Source organism: Nitrospira moscoviensis (assembly GCF_001273775.1).
Classification (GTDB): Bacteria; Nitrospirota; Nitrospiria; order Nitrospirales; family Nitrospiraceae; genus Nitrospira_D; species Nitrospira_D moscoviensis.
The window spans coordinates 1,241,055-1,260,273 of record NZ_CP011801.1; the positions used below are offsets into that span (position 1 = coordinate 1,241,055).

16 protein-coding genes are annotated in these 19,219 nt (G+C 63.3%); 12 read left to right on the plus strand and 4 right to left on the minus strand.

The window, feature by feature from the left end:
• Positions 1-57 precede the first annotated feature (57 nt).
• Positions 58-867 carry a hypothetical protein gene (locus NITMOv2_RS06130; RefSeq protein ID WP_053379031.1) on the plus strand — a complete coding sequence of 270 codons (810 nt, stop codon included), beginning with the start codon at positions 58-60 and terminating at the stop codon, positions 865-867.
• Here NITMOv2_RS06130 and NITMOv2_RS06135 read toward each other — a convergent pair whose 3' ends face one another.
• Positions 868-2,292: a peptidase MA family metallohydrolase gene (locus NITMOv2_RS06135; protein ID WP_053379032.1), complete on the minus strand. Its 1,425-nt coding sequence runs from the start codon at positions 2,290-2,292 to the stop codon at positions 868-870. It lies immediately after the preceding gene.
• 140 nt (positions 2,293-2,432) lie between these two features.
• On the opposite strand from NITMOv2_RS06135, the gene recG reads away from it, so the two are divergent.
• From recG to NITMOv2_RS06155, 4 genes are all read left to right on the plus strand, one after another.
• Positions 2,433-4,931 carry an ATP-dependent DNA helicase RecG gene (gene recG / locus NITMOv2_RS06140; RefSeq protein ID WP_053379033.1) on the plus strand — a complete coding sequence of 833 codons (2,499 nt, stop codon included), beginning with the start codon at positions 2,433-2,435 and terminating at the stop codon, positions 4,929-4,931.
• Between the two features lie 84 nt (positions 4,932-5,015).
• Positions 5,016-5,342 (plus strand): hypothetical protein, encoded by a 327-nt coding sequence (locus NITMOv2_RS06145; protein ID WP_145976190.1) that lies wholly within the window; start codon positions 5,016-5,018, stop codon positions 5,340-5,342.
• Positions 5,339-6,298, plus strand: a complete 960-nt coding sequence (locus tag NITMOv2_RS06150) for a Ppx/GppA phosphatase family protein (RefSeq protein ID WP_083447796.1) — start codon at positions 5,339-5,341, stop codon at positions 6,296-6,298. The genes NITMOv2_RS06145 and NITMOv2_RS06150 overlap by 4 nt, the downstream gene beginning before the upstream one ends.
• A gap of 48 nt (positions 6,299-6,346) precedes the next feature.
• Positions 6,347-8,491, plus strand: coding sequence for a hypothetical protein (locus tag NITMOv2_RS06155; protein ID WP_053379036.1), 2,145 nt, complete (start codon positions 6,347-6,349; stop codon positions 8,489-8,491).
• Between the two features lie 24 nt (positions 8,492-8,515).
• Here NITMOv2_RS06155 and NITMOv2_RS06160 read toward each other — a convergent pair whose 3' ends face one another.
• A complete protein-coding gene (locus NITMOv2_RS06160; RefSeq protein ID WP_053379037.1) occupies positions 8,516-10,006 on the minus strand; it encodes a class I SAM-dependent methyltransferase in 1,491 nt (496 codons plus the stop codon).
• 81 nt (positions 10,007-10,087) lie between these two features.
• Complete coding sequence (locus NITMOv2_RS06165; RefSeq protein WP_053379038.1) at positions 10,088-10,468, minus strand: cupredoxin domain-containing protein; 381 nt, start codon at positions 10,466-10,468, stop codon at positions 10,088-10,090.
• A gap of 121 nt (positions 10,469-10,589) precedes the next feature.
• On the opposite strand from NITMOv2_RS06165, the gene NITMOv2_RS06170 reads away from it, so the two are divergent.
• From NITMOv2_RS06170 to scpB, 6 genes are all read left to right on the plus strand, one after another.
• Positions 10,590-11,606 (plus strand): PKD domain-containing protein, encoded by a 1,017-nt coding sequence (locus tag NITMOv2_RS06170; RefSeq protein ID WP_145976191.1) that lies wholly within the window; start codon positions 10,590-10,592, stop codon positions 11,604-11,606.
• A gap of 118 nt (positions 11,607-11,724) precedes the next feature.
• The gene (locus tag NITMOv2_RS23300; protein WP_145976192.1) at positions 11,725-12,186 is read left to right on the plus strand and encodes a histone; all 462 of its coding nucleotides are present in this window, start codon (positions 11,725-11,727) and stop codon (positions 12,184-12,186) included.
• Positions 12,187-12,273: 87 nt separating this feature from the next.
• On the plus strand, positions 12,274-12,738 hold the full coding sequence (locus NITMOv2_RS23805; protein ID WP_053379040.1) for a hypothetical protein: 465 nt from the start codon (positions 12,274-12,276) through the stop codon (positions 12,736-12,738).
• On the plus strand, positions 12,735-13,814 hold the full coding sequence (locus NITMOv2_RS06185) for a pentapeptide repeat-containing protein (protein ID WP_053379041.1): 1,080 nt from the start codon (positions 12,735-12,737) through the stop codon (positions 13,812-13,814). The genes NITMOv2_RS23805 and NITMOv2_RS06185 overlap by 4 nt, the downstream gene beginning before the upstream one ends.
• A 76-nt stretch (positions 13,815-13,890) precedes the next feature.
• Positions 13,891-14,697, plus strand: coding sequence for a segregation and condensation protein A (locus tag NITMOv2_RS06190; RefSeq protein WP_053379042.1), 807 nt, complete (start codon positions 13,891-13,893; stop codon positions 14,695-14,697).
• Positions 14,694-15,533, plus strand: a complete 840-nt coding sequence (gene scpB, locus NITMOv2_RS22550; protein ID WP_202967320.1) for an SMC-Scp complex subunit ScpB — start codon at positions 14,694-14,696, stop codon at positions 15,531-15,533. The genes NITMOv2_RS06190 and scpB overlap by 4 nt, the downstream gene beginning before the upstream one ends.
• A gap of 71 nt (positions 15,534-15,604) precedes the next feature.
• On the opposite strand, the gene NITMOv2_RS06200 is transcribed toward scpB, so the two are convergent.
• Positions 15,605-16,051, minus strand: coding sequence for a hypothetical protein (locus tag NITMOv2_RS06200; protein ID WP_053379043.1), 447 nt, complete (start codon positions 16,049-16,051; stop codon positions 15,605-15,607).
• 174 nt (positions 16,052-16,225) lie between these two features.
• Here NITMOv2_RS06200 and NITMOv2_RS06205 point away from each other — a divergent pair, with 174 nt between their 5' ends.
• Positions 16,226-19,195: a 6-bladed beta-propeller gene (locus NITMOv2_RS06205; protein WP_053379044.1), complete on the plus strand. Its 2,970-nt coding sequence runs from the start codon at positions 16,226-16,228 to the stop codon at positions 19,193-19,195.
• Positions 19,196-19,219: the final 24 nt, after the last annotated feature.

Below are 19,219 nucleotides of genomic sequence, written 5' to 3' on the forward strand. Positions count from 1 at the left end.
AATTGAGCCGATTCTCCAGCCTCCAGCACAATGCGGCATCTTCATTACGGAGGAGCTATGCCGCCGACCTACTCGAACTCGTTCAGACGCTCTCTTCTGTTGCTGGGAGGCGCCGCCTGGGCCATCGGGTTGTTCTCTCCTCCGGTCTTCAGCGCAGCCCTCGAAGATCAGGACGAGGCAAAGGGCACCATGGTCGCGGCCGGGTTCGGATACCAGATCGGGGACGTCTCGACGATCACCGTGAAGGTCTACGATGCCGCGAGCGGCGACGTGTTGTCCGACGACACGTTCGAATTGAATGTCAAGGACGGTGAAACAGGCAGCGCACAAGAGCGGATCTTCGCCGGGGGCGTGGGGCTTGGCGCGACCGATCTCTCCCATTTCATGTTGCGGGTCTATGATGCCAGGACGGGGCGGTTTCAATGGGAAGGCGAGCTGAATCTGCGGCCGAACGGCGGTAACGGGGGGACGCAGACGGTGTCCACCGTCGTTCCCCGACGCGCGACGGTGACCAAGGTCCATGCCGTCGAGACGCCGGCACGCCACCCGCTGTTCGTGCTGCGCGCGCTGGATCCCGCGACGGGCGGATTGGTCTGGCAAGACGAGTTCTCCGCCGATTCCACCCGCTTCCCGACTATCGAGCGAATCGTCCATCGTCCGAGGCCGGTCGCCGGCGATTCAGCCGATGTCTCGCGTACCTTCGACTTCCGGATACGGATGCTCGACGGCGGGAGCGTGCTCTGGGAGGATCTGTTCGCTCAGGAGGAGGCGGAGGAGGAGTCCCATGAGGCGGCGGATGATCACGCGTCCATGCTGCCGGTCTGGCCGCGGCTGCTCGAGCCGGAATCCGCTCCGCAGCACCTGTAATTACGTGCGTCTCTGCTGAAACGTATCCAACCACCGGCTGTGGAACTGTTCGTAGGACACGAAGAGTTTCGCCTGCAGGGCCGCCGCGACCGACTCCCGCGCCTTGAAGGACGTCAGCAGCTCATCGACCCGCGACATCCCCCACCGTTCGATCAGGAAATGCGTGGCGGAGTTCGCCTCCAGGTAGGCGAGCGTCGCCACGTTGTGCGGGAGCTGGACCCACGAGCCTTCCAGGTATTGCAACGGAATGACCTGCATCTCTCCGCGCATCACCTGATCCAGGTCCGGCCATTCGTTGCCGGCGAGTTGCATCGCCAGTCCCTCGTTCAGCCAGGTGGGCACGAATCCGCCGCTGCCGCCCACCCGATCGTGCAAGAGCGCGTGCACATATTCGTGACGCAGCACGTTGGTCAGCCAGTTCACGTTCGTCGTGGCGCCTTGCGTGGGAATCTGAATCCGTCCCAGGACCGAGTCGAACAGGCCGTCCGCCCAGGCCGGACTGCCGGTCGCGCTCTGGAACGTGTCCTTCGTATGGAGGACGACCGTGATGGGTTTGGAAGGGAAATGGCCGATCCGCTGGCCGATGTCGCGATAGGCGTCCTCAAGGATGCCCAGTACGGTAGTCCAGGTGGCCTGATCTTCTCCGCCGTCGAACTTCACGATGAAGTGGGTGCTGTTTCTGGCCGCCATGCGGGATTCGGCCTGGTCTGCGCGGCGCACTTTGGCGGTGACCATCTGATAGTAGGACTGCAGGCCGGGATCCTGTTTCATCCGTTCGGTGGCCTGCGTCAGATGGGCGGCCGCCTGGTCCAGCTTGTCCTGCTCGTAGAGAAGATCGGCCATGGCGAGATGCGGAAAGGGCTCGTTCGGCGCCAGCGTCGCGAGTCTCGACAGGAAGTCGATAGTCAAGGCAGGATCCCGTTGCTCCCAATAGGCATGCGCCAGATTGAGTTGGATCACCGCGTTCTGTTCATCCAAGGCCGCCGCTTTCTTGAACGGCTTGAGCGATGCCGCCGTGCCGTTGAGACGCTCCTGCTGCAGACCGAGGTTGTTCCACAGGATGGCCACGAAGGGCTTGGCCGCCGGATCGGCCAGCAAGCCCGGCGGGAGGGTCATGAGTTTCGATTCTGCGACCGCGAGGTTGCCCGTTTCGATGGCATCGCGAATCGTTTCCAAGAAGGCCGTATCCTGCGTCGCCGGCACGGCAGTCTGATCCAGCGCACGGACCGGTTTGGCGTCCTCCCCCGCCGGCATGGGGTGCGTAGGCGCGGGCTGTTCGGGAGCCGGCTCCGAAGCGGATTCCGCTGAGATCGAGTCGGGAGACGTCGCCCGCACCAGCGGCTTGACGAAGTGGTGGTAGGTGACGAACAGCGTCAGGGCCACCCCCAACGGCAGAAGGATATGGGTAATGTTCCGTCGATACATAGGGAGCCTCGACGTGTGAGTGTAGCACCCTAGGCAAAGCCGGCAAAGCGATCGCAGGTTTTACGCCGGGCGCCGGATGCCGCGTCCGGCGTCGGCCGTCATTGAGGAGGCCCGGCCCCTATGCTACGATCGGCGCCGGTATGCGGACTCCTGTCGAGTCGGGCCCGGCGACGCCGTTTCAGGATTGGGTGGAGCGTCTTGCGCGCCCGATCGAATTCGCGAGCCGGGACCACTACGCCCACCTGGGAGCCGTCAAGAATCTCAGTTCTTTCGTCGCCACCCAGGTCCTTTCCGCACTGGCGCAACAAGTCTATCCCAAAGGAATCGAGGCGCGGCTGCTCTCGCTCCGGGATCTCTTCATCGATTTTCACCCGGCATTGTCCGCCGACGAACAGCGCCGCCGGCTTCAGGCCGCCGCGAGCATCGTGACGTCGTTGCGCGAGTCGGCGAGCGCGATGGCGCGATCAGGTCCGGCTGGGGGCGACCGGTCATCGGCCGCGCGCGAGCTCTGGAGTATTCCGATCCGCTACGTTAAAGGGGTCGGGCCCAAGCGGACCGGTCTCTTGCAGCGTGTGGGGATCGAGACGGTCGAAGATGCGCTCTGGACCGTGCCCTGGCGCTACGAAGATCGGTCCGTGATGACCCCCATCGGCAAACTGGTGCCCGGCATGACGGCCTCGATCAGCGGCACGATCGCCAAATGCGAAGCCAAGCGGACGAAGAATCGGCGGCTGACCGTGGTGGAAGTCGGGGTCGAGGATCCGACCGGCCGCATGCAGGTGGTCTTTTTCAATCAGGGCTATCTCGAAGACGTGCTGTCGGTCGGGAAGCGCGTGCTGATGAGCGGGCGGGTGATCGCCGGGCGGCAAGGCTGGATGGCGCCGCGCATGGACGTGGCGCAGTACGAAGTCCTGGGAGAAGACACCGAAGCCACCCTGCACGTCGGCCGCATCGTCCCGATCTATCACGAGACCAAAGGATGGACATCGCGACAGATGCGGGTGCTGATTCATCTTTTGCTGGCCGAGCACGCGCCGGCTTTGCGCGACCACCTGCCGGTGCAGATTCGGGCCAGGCAGCGATTAGTCCCCATCCAAGCGGCGCTTCAGGAGGTGCATTTTCCTTCGTCCGGGACCGATCCGCGGGCCATGGAGCGGGGGAAGACGGCCGCGCATCGTCGCCTGGCGTTCGAGGAGTTTTTCCTGCTGCAATTGGCCCTGGCCGCCCGGCAACGATCCGTGCAGGAGGAGCCGAAGACCCTCCGTTTCAATCCCCGAAATCCGCTGTTGGAGCGATTGGCCAAGCGGCTGCCGTTCCGGCTCACGCCGGCGCAAGACCAGGTGATCCGGGAAATCTTCCGCGACATGATTTCGCCGAAGCCTATGAACCGCCTGGTGCAAGGGGATGTCGGGTCGGGAAAAACCGTGGTCGCGCTGCATGCCATCGTGATGGCCTGCGGCTCCGGCTACCAAGCCGCGCTCATGGCACCGACGGAGATCCTCGCCGAACAGCATTTCCGCAACCTCTCCGGGCAACTGGCCGCGCTCGGGATCAAAGCGCTGCTCCTACGGGGCAGCGACAAGGCGACGCTCAAGAAGGCCCAGGCGGCTCAGCTGGCATCCGGCGAGGCCCAGGTGGCGATCGGCACCCATGCGTTGATCCAAAAGGGCATCGCGTTCAAGAATCTGGGGCTGGCGGTCGTGGATGAACAGCACAAGTTCGGCGTGCTGCAGCGGAAGCAGCTCATCGACAAGGGGTACCGGCCGGATGTCCTCGTGCTGACCGCGACGCCGATTCCTCGCACGCTCGCGATGACGATCTACGGGGATCTCGACGTGTCGGTCATCGACATGCTGCCGCCCGGCCGGCAGCCGGTGCGGACGTTTCTCTTCGGCGAATCGCAGCGGCGGCGGGCTTATCAGATCCTGCTCGACGAGCTGCGGCGCAAGCGGCAAGCCTACATCGTCTATCCGCTGGTGGAGGAATCGGAAAAGAGCGATTTGCAGGCGGCTATCCAGGCGGCCGAGCAGTTGCAGCAGAACCAGCTCGCGGAGTTCCGCGTAGGGCTGCTGCACGGGCGGCTGAAGGCGGCGGAGAAGGAGGCCGTCATGGCCGACTTCAAGTCGGGCGCGGTCCATGTGCTCGTCGCCACGACGGTCATCGAAGTCGGCGTCGATGTCCCGAACGCCACCGTCATGATGATCGAGCATGCCGAGCGGTTCGGCCTGGCGCAATTGCATCAGCTGCGGGGACGCGTGGGCCGCGGCGCCGATCAATCCTATTGCCTGCTGATGACTTCAGGAATAGGCAGGGGTAAAGGGATAGCGGGGCAGGGGGGTAACGGCGCGTCCCATGAACGGTTGGAGGCCTTGGTGCGGTCGAACGACGGCTTCGTCATCGCCGAGGAAGACTTACGGATCCGAGGACCAGGAGAGTTCTTCGGTCTCCGCCAGTGGGGCTTGCCGGAGTTTCGCGTGGCCAACATCGTACGAGACGTCGACGTGTTGCAGCAGGCCCGGCTGGAAGCCTTTTCCCTCGTGAAGCAGGATCCCGGATTGAAAGCGCCGGCGCATCACGCTCTCCGCGACGCCATGCTGCGGAAGTGGGAAAAGAAACTCGCACTCGGCTCAATCAGTTGAAGCAGTGATGAGTGATGGGAAATGACCAATGACTCTTCAGTCGCCTTTCCTCATCACTGATCACTCATCACCGCTCACTTGAGGATGATGGGACTCTTACAGCGGCTCAAGCATGACCTGCGAACGGGGTTGGCGACCCTGCGCTTAGGCACGGCGCATGCCGCCAGCCGCGCGCTCGAAGAAACCGAGTTGCTGCGGATGCGTCTGGAGATGCGCAAGCTCGAGCAGCAACTCTCGGATCTGTACAAGGACATCGGAGAGCGGGCGGTCGATATGAAAGAGCGCGGCGAACCGGCCGAACGGGTGCTCTATGACACCGAGATCGGGCGCATGGTGCGGGATGTCCAAGTGCTCAAAGAAGCCCGCAAGAAGCTGGAAAGCGAAATGGATGAGATCCGCAACGAACAATGACCGGCGCACCTGTTCGACCCCTCCGTTTGGCCGGCATCGATATCGGGACCTTGACCTGCCGTCTGCTGATCGCTGATCTCACGCCGGGAAGGCCTCTGAGAGAACTGAAGTCGGATCGCCGCATCCTCCGGTTGGGCGAGGGTGTTGATCGGACGAAACAGCTCGGTGCGGCTGCCATGACGCGCGTGATCGAATGTCTCCGTGACTGGCGCGGAATGATCGACTCGTATCATGTCGACGCCGCGACGGCGGTGGCGACCAGCGCGGTGCGGGATGCGGCGAACCGCGACGAGTTCCTGGAGCGTGTGGCACGGGAAACGGGCTTTGAGGTCGAAGTCATTACCGGGGAAGAAGAAGCGCGGCGCACGCTGCTTGGCATCCGCTCCGGTTTGCCTGAAGACGTGACCGCGATCCTGGCGTTGGACATCGGCGGCGGCAGTACGGAATTTATTCTCGATCGGCCGGGACAGCCGCCGGTTGTGCGATCCCTCGACATCGGCGTCGTCCGGCTGTGCGAGCGGATCCTCCACCACGATCCTCCGGCGGCCGAAGAGATCCGGGAGGCGCGCGAGTGGGTACGGCGGGAGACTGAGGCCATGGTTGCCGATATGCCGCGTTCAACGGGAACGACATTCGTCGGCACCGCCGGGACGATTACCTCGCTCGCGGCAATGGCTCAGCAGCTGCCCGCCTACGAACCGTCCAGAATCCATAACTACCGGCTCACGCTGACCACCGTTCGGGAACTGGAGGATACGCTTCTCAGCCGAACCAAAGCCCGGCGGGTCGGCTTACCGGGCCTGGAAAAAAACCGCGAAGAAGTCATCGCCGCCGGGGCGATCCTCATCCGTACGATCATGGAAACGCTCGGTGAACAAGAATGCCAGGTAAGTGATTTAGGCTTGCGGGAGGGGGTGCTGATTCACTTAGCTGATCGCGGCTTGGGTTGCTCCTGATTGACGGAGTCTTGTACAGTCTGACGTGTCCTTCTGGCTGAAGATGTCGTGATCGATCAGAAAACCGAGATCTCCGCCGACCCAGCGGCTCCGCTCACCGGCACCGTCCGGGAGCAGGTGCTCGCCTATTTTGGTCCGTCGGCTGTCGGTAACGATACCCGGCAAGCGCTTGCGGAACACCTGGAGCGGTTTGTCGGCGCGCAGACGTTGGGGGATCGGCTCGACGCCTGGCTTCGGCTGATCCACTGGACGCGCGTCGGCACCAGCCGTTCTCTGCAGGTTTTGGCGGCCCGCATGCGGTGGCGGGAGGCCTTTCTCTACTGGGAACTGCTGCTCGACGTGTTGGAGCAGGTATCCGCCGTTCGGGCCGCCGTGCAGGCCGCCGTCGGGCGGATCATCGAGGAAACCGATGCGGTGACGCTGATCGGCGAGGCCGGCGTTCCCTGCGACCGTGGTTTTCTGGGCGAGTGCGGGGATCGTATCCTCCACAAGCTGCTGCCCGCCGTGCGGAACGATCGGGATCTGACGCATTTGCTCCAGCGCCAGTATCGCAGCTGGGTCGAAGTGCGGTGGTTCGCGCAACTCTCGCCGCGTCTGTTTGCTCGAATCGTCGAGGCCTTGTTTCCTCGCCTGGATCCCTCCTTCAGTCCCCTCAGCCGCGCGTTCGCGGACGGATTTCGTCTCCTGGCGATCCGCGTTCAGGCGCAAGGCTTGTCGGAAAAACTTCGGGCCCGCAGTCGCCGTCCCTCCTCCATCCTTGAGTCCGCATTCTATCGGCTGGCGCAACTGAGCGAGCGGCTGGTCGATCAGTGGCAAGCCGGTCTGGCCGTGGCGGACCTGGCCGCGGCGTGGCGGGTGGAAGCGGCGGATTGCCAGAACGAGATCCGTTGGATTCGCCGGCAGCTCGAAACGGCCGGAGTCAGTGTCGACATCGTGTACGGGTTAGAGGTGCTGCAGCATTGCCTGCGGCGCATGGGCGCCATGGTGGACGTCATGGCGGCCCGCGATCCATTGGAACAGGCGGCCGCCGTGCACGCGTTTCTCTCGATTCTGATCGAAGCCAGCCTCCACGAGGGAAGCCTGGCGCATTTGGTGGAGGCCAATACCCGGCTGCTGCACCGCAAGATCGTGGATCGGTCCGGGGTGGCGGGGGAACATTACATCGCGCGGGATCTCCTGGAGTACCGCCACATTTGGGTCGCGGCGGCGGGCGGCGGGGTGCTCACGGCGTTTACGGCCGCCGGTAAGATGTTCATTTACGCATTGGGATTGGCGCCGTTTCTAGCCGGATTCGGGTATGGTCTCAACTACGCCGCGAGCTTCGTGCTCATGCAGACCTTCGGCCTCATGCTGGCCACGAAACAGCCGGCGATGACCGCGGCCACCCTGGCGACCATCATGCGCGAGCAGCCGGGCTCTGCCCGTTTGGACGATATCGTCGAATTGATCACCAAGATTTCCCATTCTCAAATCGCGGCGGCCGTCAGCAACGTCGTCGTCGTATCGGTGGCCGCCTACGCACTCGACGCAGGATGGCGCTTGGTGACGGGGCGGCCGATTCTCAACCTTCAGGACGCCGCACACGTCTACGAGACGCTCAGCCCGTTGGACAGCGGGACGGTGATCTTCGCCGCATTGACCGGAGTCATCCTCTGGCTTTCAAGTTTGGCGGGCGGGTGGATCGAAAACTGGGCCGTCTATCACCGGCTTCCATCGGCGCTGGCGGAGCACGCCTGGGGCGGCAGGGTGTTCGGCCCCGAGCGGGTGCGCCGATGGGCCGACGGGGTGGCGCGCAATATCGCCGGTTGGGGCACCAATGTATCGCTCGGGATGATGTTGGGCATGACTCCGGCGATCGGTGCGTTCTTCGGCCTTCCCCTCGACGTGCGGCACGTGACCCTCTCCAGCGGCACCCTGGCGCTTGCCAGCGCCTCGCTGGACGTCGAATGGTATCGGGAGGGATGGTTTCTGAAAGCCGTGGCCGGCGTGTGCGTGATGTTCGTGCTGAATCTCGGTGTCAGCTTCGTGCTCTCGCTCATCACCGCGCTCCGCGCGTACGAGTTTCCCCGGTCGGAAGCGGTGGAGCTGCTGAAACGCTTGCTCCGGCGGCTCCTCCTGTCGCCGAGGGACTTCATCCTTCCCCCTCGGGCGCCGAAGGTGGCGGCGGACACTCCCGCGGAACCGGTGGGCTAGCCCTTCGAACGGCGCCCGAGCGTCTTACCGTTGCGAATACCACCGATAGCCCTTGTTCTCCGTGAACTGGGCTTTCGGGGCGCCGCCGGGTTTTTCGAGCAGCAGGACTTTGAAATCCAACAGTCCGAACCACGCCGGGTCGGCCACGTCGTGGTAGTGACAGCCGTGGAGCTTGGGCAGCATGTCGCCGAGGACCTGTTGCAGTTCCTTTTCGGTGTAGGCTCGGACGGCGAAGGGTTTGTGGACCGCTTCACAGAGCCGCTGAATGGTATAAGCCGCGCCCGTACAGAGGACTTTGGTGTCGGGTTTGAGCGCCAGAAATTGCGGCAGGGAGAGGTAGCGCTCTTGGAAGCCCAGCCAGCGGACCGCCTGGCGCAGATGGCTGTATTGCACTTCGTATTCGGTATGCCCCGGCAGTTTCACGGGCGCGGGCCAGCCTTCTTCGATGCCGAATTCGGTGAGAAATGCCCGCCCTCCCGGCTTCAGCACCCGCCACAGTTCGGCGACGAAGCGAATCGGGCCCAGGTTGAAGATGACTTCATCCGGCGGATCGGCGTCGACCGGCAGGCGCAGCCGCCTGATCCAATCCAGCGCCTCTTGATGCTGGGCGGAGTCGCCCGTTCCGGAAGTCAGTTCCTTTCGGGAGAGCTGCACGGGCGTCATGTCCGCCATGTTCTCGTTGTCGATCACCAGATCGATGGTATGGTCGGCGAACGGCAGCCACTCGCCGTTGGCACGGGTGCCGGCGACGTGCCAGCCGCCGGCTTTGGCCCGGTCCACTTGGAGCGTGAGAAACGGCTGGGTGATGTCGAGCGACAGGTATTTGATGCTCTGCTTTTCGAAGGGCAACAGGTCTTTGCCGAGTTCCCGCGCCACGTAGCCGAGCCCGCCGCCCACTTCCAGAATCACCTTGGGCTTGGGATTGAACCACCCGAGTTGCCGGAGCTGCCGCATGAGCAGCCGGCCGTAGGTCAAACCGTTCAGCGCTTCGTTCGGTTCCCGGAAGAGGTGCGAGACAGTGGTTTCGATGAGATCAAAATGGCCGTCGTCGCCGGCCGACTCGGTCAACTCGTGGTGATGGAAGTCTTCGAGGTGCTCTTCGCCCTCGAATCCTTCCCGGCCCGACCAGCCTTCGCGGATCTGCTGCAAGAGGATGTCCCACTTGGCCTTGTGGCGGTGGCCGCCGGGGGGTTCGGCGCCGAAGTAACAGAGGGAATAGTTCGGCGTGGCCCACCGTTCCAGGTGCCATCGGCCCGGCTGCCCGTCGGGACCGCAGACTTTCGTGCCGTACTTTTCGAGCAGCGCCCCCACGGTAATGTGGCCGTTCATCGCGCGCAGCATTTCGACGCCGGTGCGGTTGAGGCGTACCAACGGCAGGTGGTCGTCGAGTGGCGCGAACCAGTATTCGTCCTCCGTATGTTGATAGGCCACCAGATCCGGGATGCGCCAGGCGAGCAGAGACAAGGTGTCCCCGGTTAACGTGAGGGGTTCTTGAACGACGGCGACGGGTTTCATAGCTGACGAAAGTTGCCGGGAAGGCGCAGCCTACAGGACGAACCGGCTGTCCCGCAAGTCGGACCGATGCCGGGCGGACGCTTACAGTTGAGAGGGCAGCGCCGCGTCGGTGACGGTCAGCACGCCGCGCATGATGGGGTGGATGCGGCAGTGGTACGGATAGCGTCCAGGCGGGAGGCCGGGGAGCGTATACGTATCTCCGGGGGCCACGGTGCCCGAATCGAAGGCGCAAGGCCCGCTCTCGTCCACGCAAGCGTTATGCGTCACGGTATGATGAGTCGGGGTGGGGTTATCCCACCGGATCGGGCTCCCGCTGGCGATCGTCGCGGTCACCGGGACGAAGTAGGGCGATCCGTCTTCCATGATGATCTGCGTGTAGGGCGGGGTGGCCTCCGTCGGCCAAGCCAGCCCGCTCAGGATGCCGACGGTAGCCACGGCCAGGATGGTCGACTTTGCCGGCACAGGACTCCTCATGCTTCTCGACATTCTACGAAATTTAGACTCTCGACGCTGTGAAAGGATTCATGCTGGCTTCATCTTATCACGGCCGTGGCCGTCCTTGACGCGGGGGGCGATTTATACGATGCTCCGCCGACTTATGCAGATCGACTGTTCCGAGGTCCCTTCTGCCGCCCGATGGTTGCCGGCGATCGGTCTGGTCTTCTGCGCGGCCGCCAGCGCCCAGGCGCTGAGTTTGACGGCGCCGCGCGATGGCGCGCACGTCCGCTCGGGCGCCGAGATCCGTGTCTCCGTTGGGAGGGACGACGCCGCCAACCTGCGGCACGTCCGGTACTTCTGGCTTCGCCTTGGCGAAGAATCGGTCGCCGCTCATCAGGCCGATCCGGCCGAGTTTCATCCGGTGAACGGAGAGGGGCAGCTGGAGGGCACGGTGACGGTTCCGCGCGAGGCGATCGGTGATATGCGGCTCCTGGCCGTCGGCGATGTCGTCAGGGGGCGGCTCGCCGGCCATCAGGACTTTGACGAAGTTGTCATTCATGTCGAGCCTCAGGCTCGGCTCAGCACGATCGAATTCGCCGTGGACAAACCCTGGCGACTGGATACCCTCGGTAAGCGGCTGTCGGTCCCTGTGTTCGGCCAATTTGAAGACGGCCTGGCCAGACCTCTCCAAGGTCAAGGCACCGGCAGCACGTTTCACTCGTCCGATGAGCGGATTGTCCGCGTCACCCCACAAGGAGAGATTCAAGTGGCCGGCAATGGGAAGGCCGCCATTACGGTCTTAAGCCGCGGCCAGGAAGGGAGGCTGGCGGTGGTGGTCGAGGCGGAGGACACGGCCAATCGCCCGCCTGAAGCGGTCGCGCCCACGTCGCTCATAGCCAAGCCGGGCGCCGTGGTGACGCTGAATGGATTGAAGAGCCGGGATCCCGACGGCGATCCGCTCCTGTTTCGATGGAAACAAGTGCGGGGCAACAAGGTGGATTTGACCGCGCCGAACGAGGCGACGACGTCGTTTGTCGCGCCGCACGTGGCGGAGCGCCGGCTGCTGCAGTTTCACCTGGTCGTGACCGACCTCTACGGTCCGGATACCGTCAAGGGAGCGGACAGCGAGCCGGCGGTGGTGGATGTCTGGATCACTCCCTGATGCGGGACGGTCGCGCTGCAACGGCGGAACAGGCGGCGGTTGCAACAACCTATGGGTTCATGCTAGATGGAGGCCGCAGCGTGCGAGCCAGCGTCGCTGACCGCAGAGGAGGATGGTGATGGCGAAGACGAAGAAGAAGGCCGCGAAGAAATCATCGGGGAGGAAGAAAGCCGGCAAGCCTCCGAAAAGAAAGACGGCGGCGAAAAAGACCGTGAAGAAACGGACGGCGGTCAAGCGCGCAAAACCCGCCGCAAAAAAACAGGCTCCGAAGAAAGCGGCCAAAAAGAAGGCGGCTCCCAAGAAGACGGCGGCGAAAGTGAGCCGGCCTGTTGCGCCTATCCGAAAGGCTGCGGAGGAAGAGGGCGCTCCGAAGCCGGCCAGCGCGAAGGCCGCCGCGCCCGTCGAGCCGAAGGAGGCGGATCTCGCCGAAGACGTGGCTGAGGACGAGTTGGAGATGGAAGGCGAGATCGAGGAAGAGATGCAGGAAGAGCTGGATCTCGACGGCGAGGACGACAACGACGATTTCATCGAAAAATCCGAGGACCTGTTGGACGATCACGACGATTATCGCAACAACTAGCATTCCTGCACTTAGGATTGTGCGGGCGAACCGTGTCTGCGGTTCGCCTGAGTTCCCCTCCGTACCTCCCGTTCATTTCTCCGTCGCATGAGCCATTTTCTCTTCACCGCCGCGACGCTGAGGGAGCGCAGTTCGCTCGACAGCGCGGAGCTGCAGCTGAGCCATCGTCTCTGGGGCTGCTGCACCGCGCTCATTCAGCACAACCTCGCCGCCTATCTCACGGCGGAGTCCCACGGCCTCGTCTACGTACTGAAAGCGGGATTGTGCGCGGAGTTCCGCATCGTTTCTCCCGTGCTGCGTCTCCAAGATATGGACGACTTGCTGCGGGAGGACTTGCGGACCGAAGCGCGATACGGATTCATCCGCGTCGAGCCGATCCGCCGATGGCGCTCCACCCCTCAGGAGAGCCATGCCCTGCTGCAGGAGATTTTGCAGATCCCCGATCAAGCGGAGTTGACCAGGCGTCTGAGTCTCGGCATGCACCGGCTGACGGATGCGGAATACCAGGCCATCGTGCAGCGGCTGGGACCCGGCATTCCGGTGGCCTCATGAGGCGCTGGTCTTTTCCCATCGCCGTCGCCTGCCTCGGTGCGGCGGTGCTGTGCTCCGCCGGCGCGGAGGCTGCGTGCCGTGTGGAGTCGTCGGTCGACGCGGGCCAGAGCCGCTTCACCAAACGCCTGTCCGCGGACTGTCCACCGGCCGAGCGTGAAGCCCACGCCGTGAGCGGCGCCGAGCTCATAAAGGCCATCACGAGGGGCTGGACCGTCGACTTGGCGAATGTCATCGTCCATGGCGAGCTGTCGTTCGACGGCGTTCCGGTGCAAACCACGCAGACGCCGAAAGGCTTGACCGCCGAGCAGCAGGCCGCGCTGGCCCAGTTGAATGCGGAGGAGCTTCGCGTGGTGCCGGCCGCGTTCATCATGCGGGACTCGCTCGTGACCGGCCCCCTGCGGCACCGCTCGGCTAAAGGTACGCTGCAATTCGAAGGGGCGGTCGACCTCCAGGGAACGACGTTCCGCGAAGGGGTGGATCTGTCGCGGTCCGTCTTTCAGGCCGCCGTCGACCTGACCGGCGCCCGGTTCGAGAAAGAAGCCTATTTCGTGCAGAGTCAGTTCACGCATGGGTTGCGGTGCAGGGACGCGAAGTTCGGGCCCCATACCCGCTTCCATCGGTCGGCGTTCCGTGGGCCGGTGGACTGTGCCGGCGCCTTGTTCGACGGCATGGCGGAATTTCTGGAGGTCGGCTTCGAGCAGCCGGTGACAATGGAGCGGGCGCGCTTCGGATCGGGGTCCGGCTTTTCCGGAAGCCGGTTTTCCCGCCATGCCAATTTTTCAGAAGCGATCTTCAGCCGGGATGCGTTCTTCGCGTTTACCGTTTTCGAGGGGGACGTGACCTTCGGCGGAGCACAGTTCCTGGGCCATGCCGATTTTTCCGATGCGGTGTTCAAGCGACCGGACGATCTGACGAAGGCCCGGTTCGATCAGAAGCCGCTGCTCACGAGGGCCGCGCGGGTGACGGACGACCGGCCAACCGGCCTCCTGTCCTCACCGAGCGCCCAGTACGCCGTGACGCTCTTTTTTCTGCTCATGGCGGCCCTGCTGGTCGCCTACGCGCTGAAACTCAAGTAAGCCGCTGCATCGTGAATCACCCCAATATATAGAAACGCGCTTGCCCCGGTCCCCAATAATTGGTATAAGGACGCCCGTGGATCGCCAAGTCGACGGTTACCAGCAGACCGAGCTCCCGTACCAGGTCCGGATCGAAAACTTCGAAGGACCCCTCGATCTGTTGCTCCATTTGATCAAGAAAAACGAGATCAACATTTACGATATTCCGATCGCGATGATCGCGCAGCAATACCTCGAGTATATCGAGGCGATGAAGGAATTGAACCTCACCGTGGCGGGCGAATTTCTCGTCATGGCGGCGACGCTGCTCCAGATCAAGTCCAAGATGCTTCTCCCGGCCGATGAGACGGCGGAGGACGAAGAGGACGGACCCGATCCCCGCGAAGAGCTCGTCCGCCGGTTACTGGAATACAAGGCCTACAAAGAAGCGGCGCGGCAGTTGGACGGGCAGGAAAAGATGTGGCGAGAGATCTTCAGCCGGGAGCAGCCGCCGCCGGAGCCGGTGGAAGCGGACGAAACGCTGTTGAACAACGTGACGCTGTTCGATCTCGTGGATGCCTTGCAAAGCATCATGGATCGAAACCCGGGCAAGAAATTGATCGAGATCATTCCGGACAATCTCACCGTTCGGGAGCGCATGAACGTGATCCTCGAGATGTTGGAAGGCAAGGAGTCGGTGTCGTTTGTCTCGCTCTTCGAATCGTCCTGTCATCGGTTGGTGATCATCGTGACCTTCCTCGCCATGTTGGAATTGATCCGTTTACGGGTGGCGCGTGTCTTTCAGGCGGAGACGTTCGGACCGATTCTCGTGTCGCGGGCCTTCTCCCTGGTGCCGGACCCGGCGGAGCTGGATGATTCGGATTCGGAATGGAGGGGGACATGACACCCATGACGGCGGACATGATCGACGAGACCTCGGCGGTTGAACAGAATCACATCGAGCAGACGAACGGCCATGCCAACGGCCATGATCCGGAGGCTGCGCCGAGCGTGGCGCAGGCCGTCGCGGAGCGGGAGTTGAAAGCCATTCTGGAAGCGATGTTGTTCGTGTCCTCGGAGCCCTTGTCGCTGACGCGCTTCGCGGCGGTGCTCGGAGACGTGACGAAGGCCGAAATCGAGCGGATGCTGAAGAGCCTCGGCGAGGATCTGGAGCAGGAGGGGCGCGGCGTCCGGCTTGTAGAGATCGCCGGCGGCTATCGCCTGGTGACCAAGCAGGAGTACGCGCCCTGGATCAAGCGGTTGGACAAAGCCAAATCGACGGCGAAATTGTCGCGGTCGGCGCTCGAATCACTGGCCATCATTGCCTACAAACAACCGATCGTCCGCTCCGAGATCGAAGAGATCCGCGGGGTGGAAACCTCCGGCGTCGTCCGGACGTTGCTGGAGCGGAAGCTGGTCCGCATCGTGGGGCGCAAGGAAGTGCCCGGCCGGCCGATCATGTACGGGACCACCAAGTACTTCCTGGAGCACTTCGGGTTGAACGATCTGTCCCAGTTGCCCCCGTTGCGGGAGTTCAAAGAGCTGGGCGAGGCGGAACAGGCGCTCCTGCCGATGGAGTCGGAGCCGACGCCGGCTGGGCCGGACGAGACCTCGGCGATAGGATCGGATGCTGAACAGCGGGGCAGTGAGGGCGACGTGTCGGCGGTGTCCGATCAGTTGGACGCGGGCGCAGTGGAGCGGGAAGCGGACCTCCTGGAAGCCCCGGTCGAGCAGGCCTGAGCGGCCTTCGCTGGCTCCCTTCGACGGGCTCCCTTCGACAGGCTCAGGGCGAACGAATCACCCTGGACCAACTAGAAGGGAATGCGCACCCCCATCTGAAATTCGTTGGGCGTCAGGCCCTGTCCAAACTGGTTCCACTGGTTTCGGATGCCGGGGTCCTGCCCCTGCGCCGCGGGACTCAACGCTCGGTCACGATCCGTGCTATAGCCGCCGCCGAACCCGGCGCCGATATACGGCAGCAGCGCCGTTCCTCCGACGGAATAGTACCCGCTGATCGCCGGCACATCACGGAACAAGGTCCACGAACCGGGCTGGTTGTCTGATGTCACCGCTTCGCCGCTTGACGAAGCGCCAAGGCGAGGACTGCTCGGTTTGGTCTCAGGGCTTATCTCCAGCGGGTTGGCACCCGCTTGGGCCGGTTCCTGCTCCGGCCCCGGCAATTGTTCTTCGCCGGCACGCGCCATATTCCCGCCGAGAAGACCGAGGCAGAGACATACCGCGATCAAAGAGACTCTCATAACACCTCCTGTTCTCAGGCTACCGCAATGAATTCCGCTGTTCAATAACCCCTGGCCCGCCCCCGCGCCTTGACTCTTTTTCCGACGCTTTGTTAGACTCGCCAATCCAATTCTAAGTCCTTGAAACATCCTTGGTTCTTGGCGTTTGATCCGCTTTAGCAACACGAGGCACCTATGATCAAAGCATGGCTTCTCGAGGAAATGTTCCGGTTCGATCGGCGGATGTTGGCGGCCGAAGGCTCGCAAGGCGAATGGGGCGCCGGCGATTCGGTCGCGGAAGAAGAAGAGCTGCCACCGCCGCCGCAGAATGTGCAAGCGAAGCCGGGGAACGGCCGTGTCACGATCACATGGGATCCGGTCCCGGACGCCATGTATTACAACCTCTACTTCCAAACTACGAAGGGCGTGCAGATCAAGTTCTCCGAGCTGACCCGCCCGATCGCGAGCCCCGAGGACTTCAAGACCGTCATCGGTGTGAAGAAAGAGAAGGCCACCTGTTTGGAAGGCGCGACCTCGCCGTTCCTGCATGACGATCTGGCGAACGGGACCTGCTACCACTATGTCGTGACCGTCGTCACCCCGAAGGGGGAAAGCCCGGAGTCGCAGGAAGTGATGGCGATTCCCTCGCCCTATCTTCTCTCCATGTGCATCGGCCGGGAAGGCGTGGATGACGGCGAGTTCAGCTCGCCGACCGGCATCGCGCTCGACAAGGACGGCAACATCTACGTCGCGGATACGGACAACCATTCGATCCAAAAATTCGACAAGACGGGCAAGTTTCTCGCGCGCTGGGGCGGCGAGCCGAGCTCGCAGGAAGGCCAGTTCTATTATCCGCGCGGCCTCGCCGTGGGACCGGAGGACGTGCTCTACGTGGCCGACAGCGGCAACAACCGTGTGCAGAAATTCGACCTCGAGGGCAACGTCCAAAAGGCCTGGGGTAAGTTCGGCTTCGCGTGGCGCGGCGCCGACATGGGCCGCTTCGATGTGCCCTGGGGCATCACGACGGATCAAGAGGGCAACGTCTACGTATCCGACACCAGCAATGCCCGCATCCAGAAGTTCCAGGCGGACGGGCAGCCGCTCTTAAAATGGGGCCGGGACGGCAGCTTCGACGGGGCCTTCTTTTTTCCGCGCGGCGTCGCCGTCGACTTCGTCGGCAACATCTACGTCGCCGACGAGAGCAACAACCGCATTCAGAAATTCGACGCGCGCGGCAGCTTCCTGACGAAGTGGGGCCGCGAGGGCGGCGGGCCGGGCCAGTTCAAGTCGCCGTGGGGCGTCGCCTGCGACGCGCTGGGCAACGTCTACGTGGTCGACAGCGGCAACCACCGCATCCAAAAGTTCGACGGCAACGGCACGTTCCTGTGCGCCTTCGGTAACCGCGGTAAAACGGAAGGCCAGCTCAACTTCCCCTACGGCATCGCCGTGGATAAGGAAGGCTGTGTGTACGTGGTCGACAGCGGCAACAACCGCGTGCTCAAGTACGTGCCGACGGAAGAAGAGATGAACCGCGGCAAGCAGGAGCCGACGCAGGCCGCTGAAGCCGGCTCGGTCCAACCCCCGCGGAGCGTGGCCGTGAAGGCGGGCGATACGGAAGTGTTCCTGAGCTGGATGGAAGTGCCGGGCGCCGTCTCCTACAACTTGTATTTCGGCACGTCTCCGGGGTTGACCCTGCAAGGCGCGACGAAGATCGAAGGCGTCACGAATCCCTATACCCACACGGGGTTGACCAACGACACGCCCTATTTCTATGCCGTCACCGCCGCGTTCGAAGACGGGACGGAGAGCGGCTTGTCGGAAGAAGTGACGGCGACGCCGGTGCTCATCGACATCACGGCGCCCCAGAACCCCTATGCGGTCATCAACCACGGCGCGTTCATGACCAACTCGCCCGAAGTCGTCGTGACGATTTCGGCGACCGACTTGGATACGGGCGTGGGCGCCTATTTCATCTCGGAAAGCCCGCTGACGCCGATGGCCGGTACGCCGGGCTGGGTCGACGTCACGCCGGCCGTGAAGTTCGGCGCGACGATTCCCTTCATCCTGTCTCCGAACGACGGCCAGAAGACCATTTACGTCTGGTTCAAGGACGTGGGAAACAACGTTTCCACGCCGGCCAGCGCGACGATCTTGGTCAACACCTCGGGCTATCTTTGCGTCTCCAAGTGGGGCAAGCCAGGCCGCGGCGCCTCGTTGCTGCACGGCGGCGAATTCATGGCGCCGATGTACGGGCTGTGCGTCGATCAGCAAGGGTCGCTCTTCGTGGTGGACAACGGCAACAACCGCGTACAGAAGTTCGACAATGCCGGCAACTTCATCATCCTGTGGGGCAACTTCGGGGCGGCCAACGCCAACTTCCATAATCCCACCGGCATCGCCTGCGACGGCAAGGGCGACGTCTGGGTGGTGGACACGAACAACCATCGCGTGCAGAAGTTCGACGGCAAGCTGGGCGGCTATCTGATGAAGTTCGGCTCGCGGGGCAACGGAGAAGGCCAGTTCAACGCCCCCTGGGGCATTGCAATCGATCGGGTGCGCGGGTTCGTGTATGTGGTGGACAGCGCGAACTTCCGCGTCCAGAAGTTCGACATGGCCGGCGAGTTCATCATGGCTTGGGGTAGCTTCGGGAACGGCGACGGCCAGTTTTACTTCCCCCGCGGGATCGCCGTGGATCAGAACGATGGATCCGTCTACGTCGTCGACATGGGCAACCATCGCATTCAGAAGTTCGACACCAGCACCAACGTGCTCCCGCAGTTGCTGACCAAGTGGGGCGGCAGCGCGGAGGCCGGTCATGCCAGCAGCCCGCTGGCGCAGGAAGCGGGACAGCTCCGCTCGCCCTGGGGCATCGCGGTCGACGGCGCCGGCGACGTGTATGTCACGGACACCGGCAACCACCGCATCGAGAAGTTCGACCGGGAAGGCAACTTCATCACGCAGTGGGGCGGCTTCGGGAACGGGGACGGCCAGTTCAACTTCCCGTACGGCATCGCGGTGGATGCGAAGGGCAGCGTGTTCGTCGTCGACAGCGGGAACACCCGCGTGCAGCAGTTCATGCCGGCTGAAGAGGGCAGCGAGCGGCTACAGGAAGACGCCGAAGCACTGGCCGAGCTGGATAAGGCGCAACAGACACAGAAGGCGTAGCCACGGACCGGAGCGACGAGGACG